General features: G+C 59.0%; 21 protein-coding genes. 15 read left to right on the top strand and 6 right to left on the bottom strand.

Annotated features, from left to right (window positions below):
- The first annotated feature begins 378 nt into the window (after nucleotides 1-378).
- A complete protein-coding gene (locus CI603_RS06275) occupies nucleotides 379-1,551 on the top strand; it encodes an aminotransferase class I/II-fold pyridoxal phosphate-dependent enzyme (RefSeq protein WP_121913465.1) in 1,173 nt (390 codons plus the stop codon).
- Between the two features lie 69 nt (nucleotides 1,552-1,620).
- Nucleotides 1,621-2,613 carry a D-2-hydroxyacid dehydrogenase gene (locus CI603_RS06270; protein WP_121913464.1) on the top strand — a complete coding sequence of 331 codons (993 nt, stop codon included), beginning with the start codon at nucleotides 1,621-1,623 and terminating at the stop codon, nucleotides 2,611-2,613.
- A 39-nt stretch (nucleotides 2,614-2,652) separates the two neighbouring features.
- Here the strand turns inward: CI603_RS06270 and CI603_RS06265 are convergent, their stop codons facing one another.
- Nucleotides 2,653-3,243, bottom strand: coding sequence for a xanthine phosphoribosyltransferase (locus CI603_RS06265; RefSeq protein WP_121913463.1), 591 nt, complete (start codon nucleotides 3,241-3,243; stop codon nucleotides 2,653-2,655).
- Nucleotides 3,244-3,490: 247 nt separating this feature from the next.
- On the opposite strand from CI603_RS06265, the gene CI603_RS06260 reads away from it, so the two are divergent.
- Together CI603_RS06260 and CI603_RS06255 are read left to right on the top strand one after the other, a co-directional pair.
- Nucleotides 3,491-3,784, top strand: coding sequence for a hypothetical protein (locus tag CI603_RS06260; protein WP_046322990.1), 294 nt, complete (start codon nucleotides 3,491-3,493; stop codon nucleotides 3,782-3,784).
- Nucleotides 3,785-3,976: 192 nt separating this feature from the next.
- Nucleotides 3,977-6,517 (top strand): UvrD-helicase domain-containing protein, encoded by a 2,541-nt coding sequence (locus CI603_RS06255; RefSeq protein WP_121913462.1) that lies wholly within the window; start codon nucleotides 3,977-3,979, stop codon nucleotides 6,515-6,517.
- 51 nt (nucleotides 6,518-6,568) lie between these two features.
- Here the strand turns inward: CI603_RS06255 and CI603_RS06250 are convergent, their stop codons facing one another.
- The gene (locus CI603_RS06250) at nucleotides 6,569-7,222 is read right to left on the bottom strand and encodes a response regulator transcription factor (RefSeq protein ID WP_121913461.1); all 654 of its coding nucleotides are present in this window, start codon (nucleotides 7,220-7,222) and stop codon (nucleotides 6,569-6,571) included.
- A complete protein-coding gene (locus CI603_RS06245) occupies nucleotides 7,219-8,481 on the bottom strand; it encodes a sensor histidine kinase (protein ID WP_121913460.1) in 1,263 nt (420 codons plus the stop codon). The genes CI603_RS06250 and CI603_RS06245 overlap by 4 nt, the downstream gene beginning before the upstream one ends.
- Before the next feature lie 179 nt (nucleotides 8,482-8,660).
- On the opposite strand from CI603_RS06245, the gene CI603_RS06240 reads away from it, so the two are divergent.
- The 4 genes from CI603_RS06240 to CI603_RS06225 all read left to right on the top strand — a co-directional run bounded on the left by CI603_RS06240 (nucleotide 8,661) and on the right by CI603_RS06225 (nucleotide 12,892).
- Nucleotides 8,661-9,617, top strand: coding sequence for an ABC transporter ATP-binding protein (locus CI603_RS06240; RefSeq protein ID WP_046322986.1), 957 nt, complete (start codon nucleotides 8,661-8,663; stop codon nucleotides 9,615-9,617).
- Between the two features lie 41 nt (nucleotides 9,618-9,658).
- Nucleotides 9,659-10,852 carry an ABC transporter permease gene (locus CI603_RS06235; RefSeq protein ID WP_121913459.1) on the top strand — a complete coding sequence of 398 codons (1,194 nt, stop codon included), beginning with the start codon at nucleotides 9,659-9,661 and terminating at the stop codon, nucleotides 10,850-10,852.
- On the top strand, nucleotides 10,839-12,176 hold the full coding sequence (locus CI603_RS06230; protein ID WP_121913458.1) for an ABC transporter permease: 1,338 nt from the start codon (nucleotides 10,839-10,841) through the stop codon (nucleotides 12,174-12,176). The genes CI603_RS06235 and CI603_RS06230 overlap by 14 nt, the downstream gene beginning before the upstream one ends.
- A 143-nt stretch (nucleotides 12,177-12,319) precedes the next feature.
- The gene (locus tag CI603_RS06225) at nucleotides 12,320-12,892 is read left to right on the top strand and encodes an NAD(P)H-dependent oxidoreductase (protein ID WP_121913457.1); all 573 of its coding nucleotides are present in this window, start codon (nucleotides 12,320-12,322) and stop codon (nucleotides 12,890-12,892) included.
- A 116-nt stretch (nucleotides 12,893-13,008) separates the two neighbouring features.
- Here the strand turns inward: CI603_RS06225 and CI603_RS06220 are convergent, their stop codons facing one another.
- Nucleotides 13,009-14,286: an MFS transporter gene (locus tag CI603_RS06220; RefSeq protein WP_121913456.1), complete on the bottom strand. Its 1,278-nt coding sequence runs from the start codon at nucleotides 14,284-14,286 to the stop codon at nucleotides 13,009-13,011.
- Complete coding sequence (locus CI603_RS06215; RefSeq protein WP_121913455.1) at nucleotides 14,283-14,969, bottom strand: TetR/AcrR family transcriptional regulator; 687 nt, start codon at nucleotides 14,967-14,969, stop codon at nucleotides 14,283-14,285. The genes CI603_RS06220 and CI603_RS06215 overlap by 4 nt, the downstream gene beginning before the upstream one ends.
- A gap of 316 nt (nucleotides 14,970-15,285) precedes the next feature.
- Here CI603_RS06215 and rpsD point away from each other — a divergent pair, with 316 nt between their 5' ends.
- From rpsD to mltG, 7 genes are all read left to right on the top strand, one after another.
- The gene (gene rpsD, locus CI603_RS06210) at nucleotides 15,286-15,912 is read left to right on the top strand and encodes a 30S ribosomal protein S4 (RefSeq protein ID WP_015021916.1); all 627 of its coding nucleotides are present in this window, start codon (nucleotides 15,286-15,288) and stop codon (nucleotides 15,910-15,912) included.
- Nucleotides 15,913-16,004: 92 nt separating this feature from the next.
- Nucleotides 16,005-16,673 carry a histidine phosphatase family protein gene (locus CI603_RS06205; RefSeq protein WP_110425305.1) on the top strand — a complete coding sequence of 223 codons (669 nt, stop codon included), beginning with the start codon at nucleotides 16,005-16,007 and terminating at the stop codon, nucleotides 16,671-16,673.
- 92 nt (nucleotides 16,674-16,765) lie between these two features.
- Nucleotides 16,766-17,197 (top strand): DUF948 domain-containing protein, encoded by a 432-nt coding sequence (locus CI603_RS06200; protein ID WP_121913454.1) that lies wholly within the window; start codon nucleotides 16,766-16,768, stop codon nucleotides 17,195-17,197.
- Nucleotides 17,197-17,436, top strand: a complete 240-nt coding sequence (locus CI603_RS06195; protein WP_046322979.1) for a hypothetical protein — start codon at nucleotides 17,197-17,199, stop codon at nucleotides 17,434-17,436. Before CI603_RS06200 ends, CI603_RS06195 begins: the two co-directional genes overlap by 1 nt.
- A 166-nt stretch (nucleotides 17,437-17,602) precedes the next feature.
- Nucleotides 17,603-20,284, top strand: a complete 2,682-nt coding sequence (gene alaS / locus CI603_RS06190) for an alanine--tRNA ligase (RefSeq protein WP_121913453.1) — start codon at nucleotides 17,603-17,605, stop codon at nucleotides 20,282-20,284.
- Between the two features lie 7 nt (nucleotides 20,285-20,291).
- A complete protein-coding gene (gene ruvX, locus CI603_RS06185) occupies nucleotides 20,292-20,774 on the top strand; it encodes a Holliday junction resolvase RuvX (RefSeq protein ID WP_121913473.1) in 483 nt (160 codons plus the stop codon).
- On the top strand, nucleotides 20,775-21,971 hold the full coding sequence (gene mltG / locus CI603_RS06180; protein ID WP_121913452.1) for an endolytic transglycosylase MltG: 1,197 nt from the start codon (nucleotides 20,775-20,777) through the stop codon (nucleotides 21,969-21,971).
- A gap of 53 nt (nucleotides 21,972-22,024) precedes the next feature.
- On the opposite strand, the gene CI603_RS06175 is transcribed toward mltG, so the two are convergent.
- A complete protein-coding gene (locus CI603_RS06175; protein ID WP_121913451.1) occupies nucleotides 22,025-22,498 on the bottom strand; it encodes a prepilin peptidase in 474 nt (157 codons plus the stop codon).
- Nucleotides 22,499-22,537 lie beyond the last annotated feature (39 nt).

The following is a 22,537-nucleotide window of genomic DNA, read 5'->3' as shown; positions in this document are numbered from 1 at the left end:
AATCTCTGAAATTTCGAGATTAATCTGGTCTGTCTTGTCATAGGCACGTTTATTTTGGGGTGCCTGTCGCGTCCGCAAAATGCAAGCGTCTGGTCAAATAATGGTCGCGTTTATAAGATTGCTGGAACTTCGCTGTATTTTAGAAATAATGCTGATTGTAGATTCCGTAGGAGGTTTCAGCATGCAGGGCACACGATTTACCTATTGGTGGCACGGATTCGATCTGTGACGCCCGGTGCCTTGTAGGAACGGTTGCACGGATCGGAACCCACCGGCCCTGCAGTCGTCGACAGCATTTCCCGTGCATCGTCACCGCATAGTCGGTAGGACAGCACCAGCGACAATGGTTGTAGTAACCGCATGGGAAAGGACAAGCCAATGACATTGGCGGATCATATGAATGCCAGGGTCAAAGCTCTGGCACCGAGCGACATTCTCGAGTTCAACAAGGAGATTGCCGGAATAGACGGCATTGTGAAGTTGACCCTGGGGGAGCCTGACTTCTTCACCCCTGAGCATGTCAAGCAGGCGGGCATCCAGGCCATCCAAGACAATCACAGTCATTACACCGAAAGCCGCGGCATGCCTAGTCTCCGCAAGGCGGCGGCCGATTATCTTCACGCCAAGTACGGGCTGGACTACGACCCTGACAGCCAGATTGTGATTACGGCCGGTGCCACCGGGGGCATCTTCTCGGGCCTTACCGCCATGATCAACCCGGGTGATACGGTCATTCTGCCCACGCCCATCTTCCCGCTCTATATTCCCATCGCCCAGCTGAGCGGCGCCAAGACCGTCTTCGTAGATACTTCCGAGGACGGCTTCATTCTCAAGCCGGACAAGCTGGAGGCCGCCGTCGAAAACAGCGAGGGTCCGGTCAAAGCCCTGGTGCTCAACTATCCCACCAATCCCACCGGCGTGACCTATGCCCGTGAGGATCTGGAGGCTTTGGCCCAGGTGGCGCGCCAGCACGGCTTCTTCGTGCTCAGCGATGAGATCTACGCCGAGCTGACCTACCAGGGTACTCACGTGTCCATGGGCACTATCCTGCCCGAGCAGACAGTCGTTCTTGGCGGGGTTTCCAAGTCCCATGCCATGACTGGATGGCGGGTCGGCATCGCAGCTGGCCCCGCCGACGTTATAGATCAGATCAGCAAGGTCAACGAGTTCACTATTACCTCGGTGACCACCAACGCCCAGTATGCGGCCCAGGAGGCTTTGACCAAGGGTATGAATGACACGGACCCGATGCGCGAAGCATACCGTAAACGGCGGGACTATCTGGTCAAGGCCCTGCCCGAGGTCGGGTTGGACGTCATTGATCCCAAGGGCGCCTTCTATATCTTCGCCCGGCTGCCCGAGGGCATGCGCGACAGCTGGAGCTTCGTCTATGACCTGGCTCGCAAGGCCAAGGTGGCGGTAATCCCCGGGGCAAGCTTTGGACCCGGGGGCGAGGGCTACATCCGCATCTCCTACGCTGCCTCCATGGAGGACCTGCACACAGCCGTGGAGCGGATCGGCGACTATATGCGCGCTCAAAATCGCAGCTGATTGCTCTAGCGATTCATCCGGGAACCAACAAATAACCATCAATGAAGACTGTTGCAAAGGACAGGAAAAATGACCAGCATTCTTATGTATTCAGTACGTCCCGACGAGCAGGAGGCTATCCAGGCCTGGGCGCAAGCCAATGACATTCAAGTGGATACCACTGACCACGATCTGGGGATGAGCACCGTGGACATGATCAAGGGATACGACGGCATCGTCATCCAGCAGCACGCGGCCCTGCCCGAGCCCGAGCTCTACCAGCGGCTCAAGGAGTATGGTCTCAAGCAACTCACTTTGCGGATCACCGGGTATGACATCGTCAACCTGCAGGCTGCTCGGGAGAACGGGCTGGTCGTCACCAACGTGCCTGCCTACTCGCCCCGGTCGGTCTCCGAACTGGTCCTGGCGCAGGTCATGCGTCTGGTCCGGCATCTGGGGGAGGCCAGCGCTCGCGAGGCCAAGGACGACTATACCTGGGCTGGGCTTCAGGCCCACGAGATTCATAACCTGACTGTGGGGATCATCGGAGCTGGCAAGATCGGATCGGCCGTGGCCAGAATCTTCCGGGCCCTGGGTTCCACGGTTATCGCCAACGATCCGGTCCACCGTCCCGAGCTGGCAGACACACTTGATTACGTGGACCTGCCCACCCTTTTGAAACGTGCCGACATCGTCACCGTTCATACGCCGCTGGACGAGACCACACACCATCTGATCAATGCCCAGGCCCTGGATGCCATGAAGCCCTCGGCCTTCCTGATCAACGCCGCCCGCGGCCCCATTGTGGACACTCCGGCCCTGATCAAGGCCCTGCAGACCAAGTCCATCGCGGGTGCCGCCATCGATACCATCGAGGGGGAGGCTGGCATCTTCGAAAAGGATCTGAGCGGGACCAAGGTCGATAACCAGGCCCTGGAGACCCTCAAGGCCATGCCCAATGTGGAGGTTTCGCCCCACATCGGCTTCTACACCGATGCCGCCGTGAACGCCATGGTCAACATCTCCCTGAACGACGTGAAGACCATTCTGGAGGGCGGCACCAGCGAGCATCAAGTGGACTGAAGCTATTGTCTATGCGACCCGGACTGGGAACCAACCGACTCAGGCAGGATTCTGCGCAAAGGTAATGGTGCCCTGATCCGGGTCCATGCTTTCCACGATGGCCAGGGACTTGAGGTTGTAGCCCTCTTCGCGCAGAGTGCGGCCGCCCTCCTGGAATCCCTTCTCCACGGCGATGCCGATGCCTTCGATGACGACCTTGGCGTCATGGCAGATGTTGATCAGACCGTGCAGGGCGTTGCCCTTGGCAAGGAAGTCGTCAAGGATCAGTACATGTTCGCCTTCCTTGAGGAAGCGCTTGGCCACGATGACAGGGTACTCGCGCTGCTTGGTGAAGGAGTAGATGCGGGCTGTGTACTGGTCGCCGTCGAGGTTAATGGACTGGGTCTTCTTGGCGAAGACCACTGGAACGTCGCCGAAATGGCGGGCGGCCAGGCAGGCGATGCCGATGCCGGATGCCTCGATGGTCAGAATCTTGTCGATCTGGTGTCCAGCGAACAGGCGGGCCCATTCAGCACCCATGTGGTCGAAGAGCCGCACGTCGCACTGATGGTTGAGGAAGGCGTCCACCTTGAGTACATTGCCAGGCTTGACCGTGCCCTGGCGGCGGATTCGCTCCTCAAGTTCCTGCATGTCATCGTCCTTGTCGTCATGAAAGCGGGGCCCCGATGGTCCCGACGGATAGACACCAAGATAACCCGGTTCTGGGACTGTGGTCCGGCTGTCTGGATCCGCCGGGTTTCACCTCCAGCGGATTGGAGTGTCTTCCTGGCGTGTCAGCCCGTCAATCCGCGGATTCAAGGCCCTGACTGTTACAGTGAAAATTGACCGCAATGGTCACGCATCGTCGCGGTGCGTTAAAGGACCTAAGGAGGACCATATGGGGATTCTGGATGATGCAAAGGATGCCATGAAGTCTGCCGGCGAGAAGATTTCCGACGTCGCAGGCGATGTAAAAGACACCGTTATGGACAAGGCATCCGATGCCAAGGACGCCGTTGCCGACAAGATGGGCGACGCCAAGGACGCTGCCCAGGACAAGCTGGGTGACGCCAAGGACGCCGCCTCCGACAAGATGGACCAGGCCAAGGCCGATGCCAAGGTCGGCAAGGCCAAGGCCGAGCAGGGCGCCACTGAGGCTGTCAACAACGCCAAGGATCAAGTGCGCAACTGACTGGGTCATCTCGGCTTCCCCGACTAAACCCCGTTCGCTTTCCCTATCAGAAGCGGGCGGGGTCTTTTATGTCTGCTGGCTAATCCGTGAGCCAAGGTCGATGACACCGCTTTGTGGTAGAAATATTTGGTTGCCGGGTGTGTGCCATCCGGCCTGTGACGGTGACCGAGACCAGATGGCAAGAGGTGGCTTGTGAACGAGGAACCGGACTTGATTCAGCGCAGCGCCAAGGAGCTGCTCAAGGGGCTCAACGATCGGCAGGCCGAGGCAGTGCAATACCAGGGGCAGGCCCTGCTGATCGGAGCAGGAGCAGGCTCGGGCAAGACCAGGGTGCTGACCCGTAGAATCGCCTGGATCCTCAGTCAGTTTGGCGCCTGGCCCAGTCAGATTCTGGCCATCACCTTCACCAACAAGGCGGCCTCCGAGATGCGCGAACGTCTGCATCGGCTGATCGGGCCTGTGGCCGACCGCATGTGGGTGTCCACCTTCCATTCAGCCTGCGTGCGTATTCTGAGGCGAGATGGCAAGGAGATCGGCCTGCGATCGGGCTTCACCATCTATGACACAGCCGATTCCGAGCGCCTGATCAAGCTGATCGGCAAGGATCTCAACATTGATCTGAAGCGCTACACCCCAAGAAACATTCTGAGCCACATATCTGACTACAAGAACAACCTGCAGGATTGGCGCACGCAACTGCAGGAGTACGCCCCCGACTACCGGCCCGGTCAGCGCGGCCAGCAGATCACCGCCCGCTTCGGCAACGAGGAGGAACTCTACTCCGTAATCTACGCCGAGTATGAGCATCGGCTGGCTCAGGCCAATGCTGTCGACTTCGATGATCTGATCGTACGTACGGTCCAGTTGCTCCAACAATCCCCAATGGTGGCGCAGTACTACCATCATCGTTTCCGCTACGTGCTGGTGGACGAGTACCAGGACACTAACCATGCCCAGTACGTGCTCATGCGCGAGCTGGCGGGCGCCGATGCTGACAAGCAGGATCCCGCCTGGATCACCGTGGTGGGGGATTCGGACCAGTCCATCTATGCCTTCCGAGGGGCTGATATCAGCAACATCAGGGACTTCGAGAAGGATTTCCCCGGAGCCCGGACCATCCTCCTGGAGCAGAATTATCGTTCCACCCAGACCATTCTGGATGCGGCCAACGCCATCATCGTCAAGAACGAGGGACGCAAGCCCAAGAAACTCTGGACCGCCCTTGGCAAGGGGGAGCCCATCGTGGGCTACGCAGCCGACAATGCCCAGCAGGAGGCCGCCTGGATCGCCACTGAGATCGCCCGGCTGCGCAGTGAGGAAGGCATTCCATACTCCGACATGGCCATCATGTACCGGGCCAACGCCCAGTCCCGCGCCCTGGAAGAGGGATTGATCAATGCCGGCCTGCCTTATCAGCTGGTGGGTGGGACCCGCTTCTACGAGCGCAAGGAGATCAAGGACGCACTGGCCTATCTGCACGCCATCGCCAATCCCCAGGACGACGTGAACATGCGGCGGATACTCAACGTGCCCAAGCGGGGTCTGGCCGCACGTGCCGAGGCAGCGGCGACCTCCTATGCGGATCTGCATCAGGTCTCCTTCTGGGCGGGGGTGCAACATATAGAGGAGGTGCCCGGGGCTTCCACGCTGATGGTCAAGCGGATGAAGGCCTTCAGTGATCTGATCACCTCCCTGACCGGCTTTGCCGCAGAGCATGATACCAAGCCGTCCCAGATCGTCGAGAAGGTTCTGGAGGAGTCCGGCATGCTGGATGAGCTTCGCAAGTCGGTTGACCCGCAGGATGCTTCGCGGCTCGAGAATCTTGGCCAGTTGCAGTCCGTGGCCGCCGAGTTCGAGCAGAAGACTCCTGACGCTACGCTGGCCGGTTTCCTGGAGACCACAGCACTGGTGGCCGACTCGGACCAGCTGCCAGGCCTGGGCGACGACTCAGGCAAGGTGACGCTGATGACCCTGCACACAGCCAAGGGCCTGGAGTATCCTGTGGTCTTCCTGACCGGTATGGAGCAGGGAACCTTCCCGCACTCCCGCTGTCTGGAAGATGCCGATGAGATGCAGGAAGAGCGTCGGCTGGCCTATGTGGGCGTGACTCGTGCCAAGCGGCGTCTCTACCTGACCCGGGCGGCCGTCCGCTCTCAGTGGGGGCAGGTCAATGAGATGCTGCCTAGCCAGTTCCTGGACGACATCCCTGACGAGTTGATCGACTGGAAGCGTCGACAGGCAGGAAACGAGCGGATGCGCGCAGGTTGGGACCTGGGTGATGACGAGGACGAATTCGGTGGTTTCGAGGATGAAAGCGATGGCCGTGCATTCGGTCATCGTTCATTCGGTGGCTTTGGCTCCGGATCCGGGTTTGGCTCTTCCCGCAGCGGGTATGGGTATGGGCGCTCGCGAACCTCCTCACAGCGTTCGTTTGGATTATCAGGGTATGGCTCTCGCGGCTCCTCCTCAAGAAATGGCAGGGTCACGACCAGACGCAGCACAGCAAGCTCATCGTCAACCACGCACGCTGGCAGGGCCTCGGCCCAGCCCAAGTCGAATGGCCTGTCTATTCAGGACTTCTCCCTGGGAGACAGGGTGGCCCATGACCAGTATGGCCTGGGCAAGGTGGTCGACATTCAGGACAAGGGGCACAACTCGGTCCTGACCGTGGACTTCGGTTCCGAGGGGACCAAGAGGCTGATGCTGCGCTTGGCACCAATCGAAAAGCTCTGAACAATCACGACTCGGAGCCTGTCCAGGGGCGAGACCGTCGAGCCTATGCGCTCATCTTTCTTGCAAGGATAGCCATTCTACGGCGAGCTGGGTCCGGTTGCCCAGGTTGGTCTTGGCTAGAATAGCGGAAATGTGATTGCGGACGGTGCCCTCGCTGAGATAGAGCCGCCTGGCGATGGCCTGATTATCGAGGCCATCGGCAACGAGAGCGACGATTTCACGTTCGCGGTCAGTCAGTGTTTGGAAGCGTCTTGGGCGAGGGTTGGCTGGATCTTTTTGCGTCTGCTCCGCTTGCTTGCCGAGTGACAGATTAGCCACTGCTTCAGCTCCAAGAACCGTCTGTCCCGCCATGACGGCTTGCAGGGCCGGCACCACTGAAGCCACGTCCTGCTTGATCACATAGCCCTTGGCACCCAAGGCCAGGGCGCGGGAAATATACTCCTTGTCCGCAAAGGTGGTCAGAAAGAGCACTCGTGCAGTCGAATCAATGGCGATGATGCGATCCGCCGCCTCAAGGCCATCCATGCCAGGCATCTGCACATCAAGCAGCAGCACGTCAGGCCTCCCATCAGCTGCCTGGTAACAATCCAGGGTTGACTGACCGTCATTGGCAGTCCAGAGCACGTCTGCAGTGCCGGTTGCCGTCAAAATTGTTGACAGGGACGAGCAGACGATCGGATCGTCATCAGCGATAGCGACTTTCATGCCATTACCTTCCTATCCTCTACGTGCTCAGTTGCACTGCGGTTGAACCAGGGCTCCTTTGGCAAGGATACGAAGACCTTCCACCCTTTTTGGTTGGGTCCACTGTTGGCTGTGCCGCCCAGGGCTCTGGCCCTGGCCTCTATATCGGCCAGCCCCATGCCGCGCTGGAGCTCTGGTTTCTTAAGACGCGAGCTGTAAGGCTGCGATTGCTGGATCGCGCCGTCATCCTGCACCACCATCTGCCAGAAGGCTGGGAGGTCGCGCAGAATTACTTGCGCTGACTTGGCTGAAGAATGGCGGACCGTATTGGTAAGGGCCTCACGAACAATGCTGGCCAGACAACGGCACACTGGTGCAGGCGCTGTCTTAATGCCGTTGTTCAGATCAACCTGTAGCTGCCCCATAGAAGCCTCGGAGCTGGCATCCTCCATTTGGGATGCGAAGTCGGTGCCCTCATCCTCCAAGTCATGCACCGAACGACGAATTGTGGTCATGGCTTCGTCTAAAGTCTTTCCGACACTATCAAAGACTTGCTCGGTGCTCTGATCGCCCTTGCTCTGAGCAACCACCCGGCCAGCCTGGGTCTGCATGATGGCTCGAGTGAGTAGGTGGCCTACATTGTCATGAATATCTCGCGCGATCCGGGTCCGCTCGGATAAGTGCGCCATCCGGGTTGCTTGGGCCCTCTCCTCGTCCAGGTCGCTGATGCGGCCATGCAATTGGCGGATCCTGTAGCGTTCGGTGTCTTCAATCTGCCATACACGACCCTTGGCTACGGCCAAGTGCGCGCACGTCAGTCCGCCGCCTTGCGCCAGTGCTGAGGTCAATAAAATCAGCAGGGCATAGCGTTGGGGGAGGCCTCTGAACTGTATGAGGTCGGCCATGCCAGGTATCAGCCAAAAGAATGCCGGCAGCAAGGCTAAGAGCAGCCTGGGCCAGACCAGCCCAGAGTCTTTGGTCTGGGGGACCTTCATACCGACTGACCTGGTAGCCGGGACGATGCTTCCGAATCCGACCCCCGCCTCAAAGGCCAGCGCTGGCAAGAAGAAAAGCCAGTCTGGTATAAACGTTGCCAAAAGCGACACCAGAGCGCCACCCCACATGGAACCCGGCGCTGGCAACAGCCATTCGCACAGGGCTCCTGCGGCTACTGAGGCCAAGAGGCCTGCGATCAGGATTCCTGAAATCTCTGAACCATACCATGATCCGCATAAGGTCCCCAGACCAAGCAGGACCAGCCAGCCAGCTATCCTGCCCATGAATGTCTCCTCGCCCTGTTGCCCTATTGTCTCAAATAGTAATTGGCGGGCTACCCGTTCCTGAGCCTATCCGCAGGCAGGACCACCCATGACAAATGTCATAGGTCTGATTTGAGCATCCACAACATTGATGACGGCTGTCATGGTGTTGGGCCAGTTGTAGCTGGGATGATGGAATCATGAACAGTTCACGTGAGCAAGAGCCGGCCTTGAAGGTCAATGCATTGGTGAAGCGCTACGGTGACATGGTGGCCTTGGACCACTTCGACATGGAAGTCAATCAAGGCGAAGTTTTTGGACTGCTTGGTCCCAATGGTTCAGGCAAGTCAACCGCCATCAACTGCATACTGGCCCTGCTCAGCTTTGAATCGGGGACGGTTCGGATATTCGGGCAGGAGATGACCCCGACCTCCTATGACCTCAAAAGTCATATCGGCGTGGTTCCTCAGAATGTGGCTGTTTTCAACGAACTGAACGTGCAGGAGAACATCGACTATTTTTGCTCCCTCTATGTGCCCAAGAAGGCCGACCGCAAGGAGCTGGTGGAGCAGGCCATAGACTTCGTAGGGCTGGGCGACTTCCGCAAGTTCCGCCCCGGCAAGCTGTCGGGCGGTCTGTTGCGCAGGCTCAACATCGCCTGTGGCATCGCCCATCAGCCCGACCTCATCTTCTTTGACGAGCCTACCGTCGCCGTGGATCCCCAGAGCCGCAACGCCATCCTGGAAGGCATCGAGCGGCTGAACGCCCAGGGGGCCACCGTTGTTTACACCAGCCATTACATGGAGGAGGTGGAGCAGATTTGCACGCGCATCATGATCATGGACCACGGCCGACAGATTGCCCTAGGCACTGCTGAGGAACTCAAGGGCATGGTCCAGGCCGGCGAGCAGGTCACTGTCGAGACACTGGATTTGAAGGAGTCTACACTGGCCAAGATCCGTGCTCTGCCTCTGGCCCAGTCCGTCGACTATGACGGCAAGGAATTGGTTATCCACTGCCGGCAGGGCGAGCACAACTTGCAGGATGTCCTGACGGTCCTGGAATCCACCCAGACCAGCTACGGCCACCTGACCAGCCGTCCGCCATCCTTGAACGACGTGTTTCTGGAACTGACCGGCAAGGAACTACGCGACTGAGCGCGGTCCCTAGGCTCAATTGCCGTAAGGAGCACATATCTATGTGGAACTCATTCCTGATCAACGTCAAGACCTCGATACGCAATACCTCCTCCCTCTTCTGGGTACTGGCCTTTCCAGTCATATTGGCCGCTCTGATGCTGGGCATCATGGGCAACCTCCAGGACGGTTACACTGCCGAGGCGCAACATTTCGCCATAGTCTCTGACGCCAACTGGAAAGCCAACCTGGGCGCTGACGAATTGGTTTCATCACTATCGAAGAAACCCAAGGCCGGGTCCGCTGACACTCAGTTGCTTATCCCGACGACAGTGGCTTCCAGGGCCGAAGCAGACACACGTCTGGATAGCCGGAAGGACATCGGCTACCTGTACGCTGGTTCTGACGGACGGGTCAACATGGTCCTGTCCGATCGTGAAGCCGCCAACATCCAATCCGACTCAACTGCCTCAGAAGGCATAACGGTTTCTATTCTCTCCGCCTCGCTAGTCAGCTTCAATCAGGCCAACTTGGCAAGCTCAACCTTGGCCTTGCCAAATACTCAAATACTGCTGCATTCCGGCCAACAGACCTACACTAAGCAAATCCGTCTGACCCATATCAATCCTTCGATGACCGCACCTTACTTCTTTGCCGTGCTCGCTATGGCCTGCCTTATCGGCGCCAGCACCGCAGCAGAGATGATTGCCAGGACTCAGCCCAACCTTTCAGCCTTGGGAGCCCGACGGGCCAGTTCTCCCAGCTCCAAGTGGCGGCAGGCAGCGGGCGCCTTCCTGGCCTCCTGGCTCTTCTCCGCAGTCAGCCTTCTGGTCGCATACATCTTCGTCCGCACAGTATGCGGCGTGCAAACCGGTGGTCGTGACCCGATAGCCCTCGTAGCCATCGCCGTGGGCACCTTTATGGCTACCGCTTTCGGCTCTATGATGGGAGCGATCCCTAAACTTTCGACCGAAACGAAGGTTGGCCTGGTCATAGGCATCGACTGCACGCTGAGTGCCTTTATCGGCCTCTACGGCAGCCTGGCTATGGACCTTAATAACGCCATCCAGGAGCATGCTCCGATCCTCCACCTGATCAACCCGGTCAAGCAGGTCTCCAACCTCTTCTACGACATCGTCTACTACGACAGCCTGGCACCCTTTGCCCGCACCTGCGGCATCCTGGCTATCATGGCCGCCGTCTTCCTGGCCATTTGCGGTCTGTTCCTAAGGAAACAACGTTATGAATACTTGTAAAACAGCGCTGCGCGTCATCTGGGCGCATAAGTTCTACCTCCTCTTGTATCTGGTGGGCATGAGCCTCATCATGATTGTCATCGGTTCCACGAACATGCAGGCCGCGGTACGTGCCAATGCCTCAAGCTCGGTTGGTCGCTTTGAACCCGCGAAGGCGAAAATAGTCGTTATCAACAGGGACCGCGGCAACCAGGTTGGTTGTGAGCTGGGCCAAGGTCTGGAGCGGTATCTGGGCAAGTCGGCCCAACTGGTGACAGTCGAAGATAGACCCCAGGCCCTGCAGGATGCCAACGTATCCGGCAAAAGCGATTTGACCGTCATCATTCCAGCGGGGTATGGCCAACGCTTTCTTGATGCGTTTGAAGATACTGCTGCCCAAGCTCACAGCGGTAGCAAAGCCCTTGGTTTCCCTAAAGTTGAAACAGCTGCCTCCTATAATTCCAGCCGCGGCAGTTTGGCACAACTGCAGGTGGACAGTTATTTCGATGCTCTTCGTACTGCTCTGCTACCAGATCTGGGCCAAAACGGTCCCATGGATCTGCATTCGTCTGCGGCGATCAAGGATGCGGCTGCCTATGCAGTATCGCACTATGCCAGCAACCAACCACATGTGAGCATCCATGCCAGCCCAAAGGATGATGACCATGGCGCCCTCTTGGAAGGTTTCGCCACCACCGTCGGCCTGGCTGCCTTTCCCTTGATGACAGCGCTGACGGTCTGTGTTGCTACGCTTTTCGGAGCCTTCAGTTCTCCCGACCGACATCGACGCCTGCTTGCCTCTCCAATGCGTTCAAGTAGCCTGAACGGACAGGAGCTCACAGCAGCCCTCATCCTGGCAGGCTTCTCCTGGATATATTACGTGGCACTCGTCGCCTTCAGCATGGCGGCGTCAGGGGTGTCTTTGGCTTCGCTTGGCTGGGGGAGGGTGCTGCTGAGCTTTTTCGTCATGCTGATATTCGCTGTGTCGGCGGCCTCCTTTGGATTCATGCTTGCTCAGTTCAATCCTTCCTCTTCTCTCATAAACTCGGTAGGGGTCATCTTCGGCTTGGTGGTTATGTTCACCTCCGGGTCAAGTTCGGGAGGCCCCCTGCCTCCGGTCATGCAAACCATCGGCAAATTGACTCCTGGCTGGTGGTACAACACCGCTGTCCAATCAATCATGGATTCACGTGCAGCAGGTCTGACATCTTGGGGTCTTCCGCTGATCGTGGTTGCCCTGTTCGCTCTGGCCTATGCCTGTGTCGGTCTCATGGTCTCACGCCTCACCCGCACCCGCGCCACCCTGGTCGCTCCTGTCAGTTCCGACCCCAGTATGATCGGGTAGTTTTCCTGCATTCATATCATCTTTCTGTCAACAGTTTTGCTTATGATAATCTACCAAATATTAAATTATTTTAGATAATAGAGCTGGCAGAGGTTTTCGATAGTGCCTAAACCAAATGCAGCATAACTGAAGAAGTAAACGATATGAACATACTCGTTATTCAAGGATCGCCCTATGGAGGTAGTTTTAGCCATACCAACGCCAAGGCTTATGCACAAGCTGCCCGGCGTAGGGGTCACACAGTCGAAATGATCGACCTTAGCCAGGAAGACTTTGACCCGGTGCTTCGCTACGGCTATGTCAAGCACATGGAGGACGAATCAGCGCCTAAGCGTTATCAAAGCATGGTCGCCCGAGCTGATCATCTGGTCTTCGTCTTCCCCATTTGGTGGGCAGGTGAGCCGGCCATCCTCAAGGGCTGGTTGGATAGAGTACTCACGCCACAATTTGCCTACCGGTATGAGAGCAGCCTTAAATCGGAGGGGCTGCTCAAGGGCAAGACGGCGCAAATTATCAGCAGTAGCCATGGGCCGGCCTTCGTATCCAAGATGTTTGGTTCCACCGTGACACGTTGGAAGTATTCCATCCTAAAATTCTGTGGCATCAAATTCACTGGGGCCAGCATTCTGGGCCGTATCGACTCGAAAGTTGATACACCTGAACGCCGCGAAGCCTTCACTCAGAAGATTTGCAAGACAGTACCCTCAATAAAGTAAGGCCTGTCAGCCTTATTGAGATGCTAATGCGTCTACGTCGCTAAGTAATGGACCTTTGGTCGTCAATGGCGAAAAGCGCCGGCGCGGCATTCAAAAAAGGGCATATGCCATGCCATTTATTCGTCCGGATTCATGGCCAGCCTGGCAATCGCACATGTCAGCAGTGTCACCGTGACCACCCCAGCGATGATCAGGGTCATGGGGCAGTGGTCGATCAGCGGGCCGAAGGTGGCCTGTCCCAGTGGAATCGCGCACATACATAGGCTGTTGGTCAGTCCTATCACCTTGCCTATCAGCCCTGCAGGGGTATGAATCTGCTCATAGGAAAGGGAGGTGATGTTGACCGCCTGCACCATTCCCGCGGCCAGAGCCATGCATCCGGTTACCAGGGCGAAGAGGACATGAGTCGGCAAATGCAGGAGCAGTCCTGCTGCAATGGGCAGGAGGACCAGGGCGCTGCCCGAGAGCAGCATGGGTATCCGTTGCAGATAGAACCAGGTTGGGCGGACGGACACCAAGATGGCTCCAAGCAGGCTCCCGCAGGCCAGTATTCCTTCGGCCAGCCCCTGCATGGTATTGTTCAGACCCAGCGTACGAGTGACCATATAGGGCAGTGCCACGTTGACGTAGGAGGCAAAGATCAAGTTGGCCGCCAGGCTGAGCCCTATGACCACTTTGAGGTTGCCATGCCTGACCAGAAATTGTGCAGCAGCTTTGGTGTCCGCGACCAGATGGCTCACCAGTCCTCTTGGACCTTGGGAGGTGCCCTGTGCTGGTTCGGGAATCCTGACCGCAATTCTGATCCAGACGGCAGAGAGAAGACAGGCCAAGGCGGCAACCCCGACTACTTGCATGATTCCGAAGAAGCCCATGACCATGCCGGCCAATACTGGTCCGATCATTCCTACCAGGGAGATCGCCTGGGAAACCAGGGCTGATGCGCGGGTCAGGTCTTTTCTGTCTACCAGGCAGTGGAGGGCTGCTTGAACCGTTGGGCTGTAACAGGCCCTATAGGCATTGACCAGCATCATGCAGGCCACGGTCAAAAAAACCGGGTCGATCTTGCGGCTGATCAGGATGTAAAAGAGTGCTGTCAATGCCGACAGAATGTCCAGCACCGCCATGGTGGACTGCTTGTGCAACCGGTCGGCCAGAGCTCCGCCCAGGGGGGTCAGGAGAATGGATGGAAGGACTGCCAGAGCGGATGCCATGCCATAAAGTGATGCCGATCCTGAGATGTTGAGCAGGTGAAGCGGGAGGGCGAAGACCAAGCATGTTTGCCCTAGATTGGAGAGGATCTCAGTCGTCAGAAGAGCAATGAATGGCAGTGTCAGCAGCCCCTTGCCCTTGGAGTGGCCCATGTTTGGGGTTTGGTCGCTAGCCGGCGGGTTCATATACCGCCTTCGCTTTCAGTCTTTCCCTTGTTGTTGCCCTTGGTGTCGGTACCGAAGGATGCCAGCAGGTCGGAGAATCCCTGGTCTTGCAGGGGGATACCCAAGCTTTGCATGATCGTGAAGAAACAGGCTGCTCTGGTGCGTAGTTCAGCCTGCGTGCCACGGCGAAAGAAGGGCAGCAGCCACATGTTGGCCAGCAAGCGGAGAATCTCCGCGGCCTGTTCGACGTGGTCCACGTGCAGTGAGCCGTCCTGATTGCCCTGTTTCAAGAGATCGACAAAGTCGTCCCGCTCGTCCACCATGGCGGTAAATTCCATGCCGATCATCTTGGGATTAGCCTTTGGATTGAATTTGCGGAACATCAGCTCCGCGGCCTCCAGTCTCTTTCGCGCTCGCCCGGGGGAGAAGAGCGACTGCAGCTGCTCCAATGCCGTGCCTTGTTCCGTCCGGGGTAGGGTCTTGTCGGTTGTCTCGCTCATGGTCCTCATCAACCTATCGGCCACGGCATCAAAGAGGTCTTCCTTGGACTGGAAGTGATGGTAGACGGCTCCCTTGCTCAAGCCTCCGGTCGCATCGATGATGTCCTGCATGCTGGTTTTGTCGTAGCCCCGGCTGGTGAAGAGCCCGGTTGCGGCTTTGATGATTCGTTCCTGCGTCAGCTCAGGGTGTGCGTTGCGGGCCATGGTCGTTTTCCTTTCAGGTCGATGATGATGAGCCGTCGTCGATTGGTTGGTGAGGTTGCTATTCCTGCCTCAATATCATACCGACCGTTGGTATGAACATATCACAACACTCTCTCTGGCAGGTCGGGCACATATGGTTTAATAAACACTTGGTTTGCGCGTTTGTGCGTGAATCTATCTGGAGTCTCAGCCCATCAATGGGTCGGCGGCCGCAAGGTCGTTCGTGCTTGTCACGGTGAAGCATTGGAGAGGCCTGACTCGACGGTTCCGGCCGTCTTCGTTCAGATAACGACAGAAGCAAGTAAGGATTGCATCAATGACTAACATTCAGCGTGCACGTCGGCAGGTCCGCCTGTCCCGTGCTCTGGGCATTGCCCTGACGCCCAAGGCTCAGCGCCTGTTCGAGAAGCGCCCCTATGGCCCTGGCGAGCACGGCCGCAGCCGTCGTCGCACCGAGTCCGATTACGCCGTCCGTCTGCGGGAGAAGCAGAGGCTGCGCGCCCAGTACGGCGTCTCTGAGAAGCAACTGCGTGCCGCCTATGAGCGGGGCACCCACGAGTCCGGCCAGACCGGTGCCGCAATGCTTCGCGAGCTGGAGTGCCGCCTGGATAACCTGGTCCTGCGCGCCGGCATCGCCCGCACCACCGCTCAGGCCCGTCAGTACGTGGTCCACCGCCACATCCTGGTCGACGGGAACATCGTGGATCGGCCCTCCTACAGGGTCAAGCCCGGCCAGACCATCCAGGTCAAGCCTAAGAGCCAGACCATGGTTCCCTTCCAGATCGCAGCAGAAGGCGTCCACCGGGATGTGCTGCCCGCAGTCCCCGGTTACCTGGACGTGGATCTGGCCTCCCTGAAGGCCAGCCTGGTCCGCAAGCCCGAGCCGGAGGAGATTCCGGTTCAGATTAACATCCAGTACGTGGTCGAGTTCTACGCTCGCTGATCGCCAGCAACTTTGGGGCCCCGGTTTGTCCGGGGCCCTTTGCGTGCCAAGACCTGCCGCCCCAGCCGAGGCATGGGTGGGATAATAGAGGCATGTTGCTCCATCTGTATGCTGTCCGCCATGGACAGACCTATTTCAATCGCTACAACCGTCTCCAGGGCTGGTCCAACTCCCCGCTGACTTCATCGGGGCTGCAGGATGCCGACCGTGCAGGCCACAAATTGAGCCAGGTGAGCTTTGCGGCCGCCTACTGCTCGGACACCACACGCGCCCAAGAGACAGTCCACAGGATCCTGGACCAGAACCAGTCGGAGAAGAAGCCTGAGCCGGTCAGTGACAGCCACTTCCGTGAGCAGTTCTACGGCTATTTCGAAGGACAGGACATGGCCATGGCCTGGTGGGCTGCAGGTGCGCCTCATGGAGCTGGCACCTACCAGCAGATCGTGGACCGTTTCGGCCTGGCCGCCACCAGGGACTTCCTCAAGGAGGCAGATCCCTTTGGCGATGCCGAGTCCGACAACGAGTACTGGACGCGGATTGCCGGCGGATTCGCCCTGATTGCCTCCGACCAACACCTGAAGAATGACGACCGCGTCCTACTGATCTCGCACGGCAACACCTTGCTTAGTCTGGTCAATCGCTTCGGCGGGGGCAGATATGACACCAGCAGCCGCCCAAGCAATGGAAGCGTCACCATATTCGACTTCGATACGGATGCCCCCTTTGAGCGGGCCCTGCAGGTACGGTCCTTCAATCGCTGAACCGGCTTCAACAGGCCGGTCATGGCCTGGACTGATAGACGGCGCGTGCTAGCGTTGTCCCCAGTATCGTACCAATGGAAGAGAGGTAGCAGATGGACGTAGGACAGATTGCCGGCCTGATAGCGGCTATTGCCTTCGCTATCCTGGCGGGGTTTCTGATCTATCCCCTGATTCGTCTGGGGAAGCTCTTCGATCAGCTGGCGCAGACCATCAAGCAGACGGGCGATCATGTGGTGCCCACCCTGGACGAGTCCACCAGCACGGTCACTCAACTCAACCAGACTCTGACTGACGTCAATCGCATCTCAGCAGCGGCCTCAACCACTGCAGGCAACGTCGGTGCTCTGACCGATCTGTACGGATCAATGCTGGGCAAGCCGGTCATCAAAGTAGCAGCCTTCCTCTATGCTTTGCGAAAGACGATTTCGTCATTTCTTTCAGGGGGGCGTGACAGCGCTGGAGCCAAGTCCTCAACAGCCAAAAAGGCCAATGACGGCCATGGGAACGAGGGGAGGACCCGCTGATGTTCAAACGGATCTTCTGGCTGGGGTTGGGCGTGACAACAGGCGTGGTCCTGGTGACCAAGGCCGAGGCCTATGTGAGGGCCAATACCCCCAAGCGTGCCCGGGAATTCGTGCTGGGCGAGGACCAGGACCAGGTGGCCTCCCGGACCCTGTCCGGATTGGTGCGCCAATTCACCCAGACAATGCATCAGCGGCAGGACGAGCTGGACCGCCGCTATCTGGACCGTTTCCAGGGCTGAGCCTGGGGCGGACAGACCAGGACAGATGCGCCTGGTCGGTGTAAAATCACCGTATTCAGCTATGAGTCCGGAGTGCGGGCAACCTGTTCGTGCCCCGGACAACCGAGTCATTTGGACAACCCGCAAGCCCGTCGGCATTCACCGGGTCTGAAGGAGCAGAAGCAGCATGCGCACATCGGAAATCGCCAAGCGTTTCCTCGATTATTTCCAGGGCAAGGATCATCTGGTGGTCCCATCCGCATCCCTGATCTCGCCCAATCCCACCACGCTCTTCACCATCGCCGGCATGGTCCCCTTCATCCCCTACCTGTTGGGGGAACAGACCCCGCCCAAGAGCCGGATGGCCAGCAACCAGAAGTGTGTGCGCACCCTGGACATCGACGAGGTGGGTAAGACCACCCGTCACGGCACCTTCTTCCAGATGCTGGGCAACTTCTCCTTTGGGGACTACTTCAAGGAGGAGGCCATCCACTACGCCTGGGACCTGCTGACCAAGCCCCAGGATCAAGGGGGCTACGGCTTCGACCCCGATACGATCTGGGTGACCACCTACACCGACGATGACGAGGCTCGCTCCCTATGGAAGAACGAGGGATTTGACCCCGAGCACATGGAAATTTTGGGCATGGAGGACAACTTCTGGACCACCGGCGGCCCCGGCCCCGGCGGCCCCTGCTCTGAGATCTATGTGGACCGCGGTCCTGCTTATGGCAAGGAGGGCGGCCCCTCGGCCGATGAGAACCGATACATCGAGATCTGGGATCTGGTCTTCGAAAACTACGAGGTGGACAATGTCCGCTCCAAGACCGACCTGCACATCGTCGGCGAGTTGGAACACAAGAACATCGACACCGGCGCCGGATTGGAGCGCCTGGCCTACCTGCTTCAGGGCAAGCAGAACATCTACGAGACCGACGAGGTCTATCCCGTCATCCAGGCTGCCGAGGGTCTATCTGGCCGACACTACGGCGATGACGCCCAGGATGACGTGCGCTTCCGTGTGGTGGCCGACCACGTCCGCTCGGCCCTGATGATCATGAGCGACGGCGTCCGCCCCAGCAACGTTGGCCGTGGCTATGTGCTGCGTCGTCTGTTGCGCCGGACCATCCGCTCCATGAAGATGCTGGGCGTGGACCAGGAGGTTCTGCCCCAGCTCTTCCCGGTCTCCAAGGAGGCCATGGCCCCCAGCTACCCAGAGCTCAACGACACCTTCTCCGAGGTGGCCGAATCGGCCTATGGCGAGGAGCTGGCCTTCCGCCGGACCCTGGACAAGGGAACCGCCATTCTGGATACGGCCGTCAACAAGGCCAAGAGCGGGAAGGGCGAACCCGAGGTCTCCGGCAAGGATGCCTTCACCCTGCATGACACTTACGGGTTCCCCATCGAACTGACCCTCGAGATGGCTGCTGAGCAGGGCGTCAAGGTGGACCAGGACGAGTTCCGAAAGCTCATGAACGAGCAGAAGTCCAGAGCCCGCGCCGATGCCATGAAGAAACGGCACAATGTTGATCTGAGCGTCTACGACGATATGCGCAAAAGCCTGGCCGAGCCTCAGGTCTTCCTGGGCTATACCGACTTCTCCAGCCGCTCGACCGTCCTGGGCATCATCCAAGAGGGTAAGGGGGCGGTTCCGGCCGTCAAGGCCCCTGCCCAGGTTGAGGTGATTCTGGACCGCTCGCCCTTCTACGCTGAGGCAGGTGGCCAGCTGGCCGACCAGGGCGAGATATTGACCGATGATGGGGCCGTCCTGGAGGTTGACGACGTGCAGAAGCCCATCAAGGGGCTTACCATCCACCGCTGTCGGCTGACCGAGGGAACGCTGACCCTGCAGGCCAAGGCCACGGCCACCATTGACAGGAACCGTCGCGGGGCCATTGCCCGCTCGCACACCGCCACTCACATGGTCCACAAGGCCCTGCGCGAGGAGCTGGGTCCCCAGGCTACACAGCGCGGCTCCGAGGACGCGCCCAACAGGTTGCGCTTTGACTTCCAGTGGTCGCAGGCACCCAGCCGTCAGGCCATGGATGCGGTGGAAGCACGTGTCAACGACCGCCTGCGTGACAACCTGGCCGTGACCACGCAGGAGATGAAATACGACGACGCCATTGCCTTGGGAGCCATGCACCTGTTCGGGGAGAAGTACGGCGACGTGGTCCGTGTGGTCTCCATCGGCGAGGACGGCTGGAGCCGGGAGCTCTGCGGGGGAACCCACGTGGACCACGTGGGCAAGATCGGCGCGGTCTCCATCATGTCCGAGGCCTCGGTGGGCACCGGCGTTCGTCGTGTGGATGCCGTGGTGGGCCAGGGGGCCTACGAGTACAACGCCCGTGAGCACGCCCTGGTCTCTCAGCTTTCCGACAAGCTCAACGCCCGCCCTGACGAGCTTGAGTCGAGGATTTCGGCCCTGCTGGCCAAGCTCAAGGAGTCCGACCGCCGACTGGCGGCCACCTATGAGCAGCAGATGGCCCAGGCTGTGCCCGAACTGGCCAACCAGGCCTTGCATGCCCCGGGCGAGGTCAAGGTTGCATCCCGGAACATGGGACATTTCGGCTCGGTCGATGCTCTGCGCAAGACGGTGACCGACCTGCGGGCCCGCATGGGCGAGGAGTACCCGGTTGTGGTCGCACTGGCCGGTGTAAGCGAGGATGACAAGCCCGTCATCTTCGTAGCCACCAACCAGGCGGCCCGTGACCGCGGTCTCAGGGCCGGCGATTTGGTCAGGACGGCTTCCAAGATCCTGGGAGGCGGCGGTGGGGGCAAGCCTGACTTTGCCCAGGGTGGCGGCCAGGATGCCTCGGCCATCGATCGGGCCTTGAAAGCCCTGAGTGATCAGGTCCAAGAAGGCTGAGCTTCCCGTGGGATCACAGACAGCCGTGTGGCTGGGGGTGGATCTTGGCGAGGCCAGGGTGGGTCTGGCCCTGTCGGACCCGGAGCTGACCCTGGCCTTTCCCGCTGGCAACATCAAGGTTCAGGGCGACTACTTCCAAGCCTTGGACCAGGTGGAAGACCTGATTATGGATAAGTGTGTGTCCAGGGTTGTAGTCGGGCATCCCTTGCTTTTGAGTGGTCAGGCTGGTCGCAGCGCCAAAAAGGCGGTCCGCTGGGTGCGTGCATTGACTGGACGCCTGCAGGAGGCTGCCCAGGATGCAGACATTGCCCCTGAGCAGCTGCCCAGTGTAGTATTGCGAGACGAACGACTGACGACCGTCAGCGCCCACCGTCAGCTGTATGATGCCCGCGTAGACGGGCGAAGACATCGTCCTATGGTCGATCAGCAGTCCGCTGTAGTGCTGTTGCAGTCGGCCCTGGACGACCAACGTGCCGACAAGGAGTGCTAATTGGCCGACGACATGCAGGAATTCTTCCAGAACAAGGTCCAGTGGGTTGCCGATGGGCAGACCCCGGTTTCCGCTATGCCGCCGCGTCCTCCTCATTCGCGCCGTGAAATGCGCCGTCGGCGTGAAAGGCGCAAGCATCGCAAGCAGATCATGATTGTTATCATCGCCCTGGCTGTTGTGCTGGCTACCTCCTGCGTAGTGATTCTGGTAGGCGGGCTGCGTCATGGCACCCCCAGGATCGTAGCCACCAAGGAGGTCGCCCCTGACTATCCAGGTCCCGGCGGACAGCCCCTGGAGTTTACTGTCGAGAGCGGTCAGGGTGCTGATCAGGTGGGTGCCAATTTGGTCAAGGCCGGGGTGGTCAAGTCCACGGCAGCCTTCCTGCACGCCATCACCAGCGCCCAGTCCGAATCCAGGCTTCTGCCCGGCGTTTTCGATCTGCGTTTGCGTATGAAGGCCTCGGATGTGGTTGCCATTCTAACCGACAGCAGCAAGGCTGGAGGCTTCCTGCAGGTGCGGGCCGGCGAACGGGTCCGCGACGTGGTGGCCCGGGCCGCCCAGCTTTCCGGTGTTCCACAGAGCGAATTCGACGCCCTGATTCAAGCCAAGGGCGAGGGCATCCTGCCCCAGGAGGCACAGGGCAACTTCGAGGGGTGGCTGCAGCCTGGCGAGTACGATGTGCGCAAAGCTGGGTCGGCCAAGGCCATCCTGAGCAATCTGGTGTCCAAGCGAATCGAGCACCTGAACCAGTTGGGCGTGCCTGGTGGCCAGGATCGGCAGACCATACTCAATACGGCCTCCATCACCGAGGCCGAGGTCAACAAGTCGGAATACTACAGCAAGGTGGCCCGGGTCATAGAAAACCGATTGGCCAAGGGGATGCCCTTGGGCATGGACAGCACCGTGGCATACTCCAACAATGTCTCTGCCTTGAAGCTGACCGATGCCATGTTGAAGAACGCCGATGACCCCTACAACACCAGGGTCCACCAGGGTTTGCCCCCAGGTCCCATCGGCAGCCCTGGAGACGAGGCCATCCAGGCGGTCATGCACCCTGAGTCGGGCGACTGGCTCTATTTTGTGACCGTCAATATGGACACGGGAGAGACCAGATTCAGCGACAATCAGGATCAGTTCAACCGCGATGTCAAGGAGTACAAGGCCTGGGAGTCCCAGCACAGCCAGCAGGGCGAGTAGCGCTTTTTCCCCTGGATTTCAGGGTCTCAATTGTCAACTAGATGCCTACGGCATTAGAAGGCATTGATTATTAAGGCCGTTACCGCTGCGGCGAGGATGACCGGGACATAGGCCAGCGAGAGTGGGGTGTTTGTTCTGTCTGATCTGCGGCGGCGTGCCAACCAGACCAAAGCCAGTGCGACCAGTCCCAGCAGCCCCATCATCAACCACCAAACCAGGATGGTTGTCCATCCCAGAACTGACAGGCTCAGGGCGACCAGACCCGTAGCGGTCACGTCGCCCAGTCCCAGGGCACCGGGTCGGACCAGGGCCAGCAGAAACTGAAGGCCTGCAGAGGCCAGAGTCAGCAACAGGCACTGCGTGAGCAGCATCAGCCGACCCTGGATCAGCGCAAAGACCAGCAAAACCACGGTCTGTAACACCAGTCCCACGAGCACCAGAAGACGTGGGACTCGACGGGTGCGGATATCGATCAGGGCCAGGAGGAGGGCGATCAGCAGTCCCGGCGCTGGGATGAGGTAGACCATCTTCTAAGATAATCATACGTAGCCCTAACCTGGCAAACG

The organism is Bifidobacterium sp. wkB338 (genome assembly GCF_003688325.1).
In the GTDB taxonomy this organism is placed as follows: Bacteria; Actinomycetota; Actinomycetes; order Actinomycetales; family Bifidobacteriaceae; genus Bombiscardovia; species Bombiscardovia polysaccharolytica.
This window is presented reverse-complemented; position numbering and strand designations above follow the sequence as displayed.

What these genes read in the sequence shown, in the direction of transcription:
- CI603_RS06275 (WP_121913465.1), top strand. Translation starts at nt 379, where the DNA reads ATGACATTGGCGGATCATATGAATGCCAGGGTCAAAGCTCTGGCACCG.
- CI603_RS06270 (WP_121913464.1), top strand. Translation starts at nt 1,621, where the DNA reads ATGACCAGCATTCTTATGTATTCAGTACGTCCCGACGAGCAGGAGGCT.
- CI603_RS06265 (WP_121913463.1), bottom strand. Translation starts at nt 3,243, where the DNA reads ATGCAGGAACTTGAGGAGCGAATCCGCCGCCAGGGCACGGTCAAGCCT.
- CI603_RS06260 (WP_046322990.1), top strand. Translation starts at nt 3,491, where the DNA reads ATGGGGATTCTGGATGATGCAAAGGATGCCATGAAGTCTGCCGGCGAG.
- CI603_RS06250 (WP_121913461.1), bottom strand. Translation starts at nt 7,222, where the DNA reads ATGAAAGTCGCTATCGCTGATGACGATCCGATCGTCTGCTCGTCCCTG.
- CI603_RS06245 (WP_121913460.1), bottom strand. Translation starts at nt 8,481, where the DNA reads ATGGGCAGGATAGCTGGCTGGCTGGTCCTGCTTGGTCTGGGGACCTTA.
- CI603_RS06240 (WP_046322986.1), top strand. Translation starts at nt 8,661, where the DNA reads ATGAACAGTTCACGTGAGCAAGAGCCGGCCTTGAAGGTCAATGCATTG.
- CI603_RS06235 (WP_121913459.1), top strand. Translation starts at nt 9,659, where the DNA reads ATGTGGAACTCATTCCTGATCAACGTCAAGACCTCGATACGCAATACC.
- CI603_RS06230 (WP_121913458.1), top strand. Translation starts at nt 10,839, where the DNA reads ATGAATACTTGTAAAACAGCGCTGCGCGTCATCTGGGCGCATAAGTTC.
- CI603_RS06225 (WP_121913457.1), top strand. Translation starts at nt 12,320, where the DNA reads ATGAACATACTCGTTATTCAAGGATCGCCCTATGGAGGTAGTTTTAGC.
- CI603_RS06220 (WP_121913456.1), bottom strand. Translation starts at nt 14,286, where the DNA reads ATGAACCCGCCGGCTAGCGACCAAACCCCAAACATGGGCCACTCCAAG.
- CI603_RS06215 (WP_121913455.1), bottom strand. Translation starts at nt 14,969, where the DNA reads ATGGCCCGCAACGCACACCCTGAGCTGACGCAGGAACGAATCATCAAA.
- rpsD (WP_015021916.1), top strand. Translation starts at nt 15,286, where the DNA reads ATGACTAACATTCAGCGTGCACGTCGGCAGGTCCGCCTGTCCCGTGCT.
- CI603_RS06205 (WP_110425305.1), top strand. Translation starts at nt 16,005, where the DNA reads ATGTTGCTCCATCTGTATGCTGTCCGCCATGGACAGACCTATTTCAAT.
- CI603_RS06200 (WP_121913454.1), top strand. Translation starts at nt 16,766, where the DNA reads ATGGACGTAGGACAGATTGCCGGCCTGATAGCGGCTATTGCCTTCGCT.
- CI603_RS06195 (WP_046322979.1), top strand. Translation starts at nt 17,197, where the DNA reads ATGTTCAAACGGATCTTCTGGCTGGGGTTGGGCGTGACAACAGGCGTG.
- alaS (WP_121913453.1), top strand. Translation starts at nt 17,603, where the DNA reads ATGCGCACATCGGAAATCGCCAAGCGTTTCCTCGATTATTTCCAGGGC.
- CI603_RS06175 (WP_121913451.1), bottom strand. Translation starts at nt 22,498, where the DNA reads ATGGTCTACCTCATCCCAGCGCCGGGACTGCTGATCGCCCTCCTCCTG.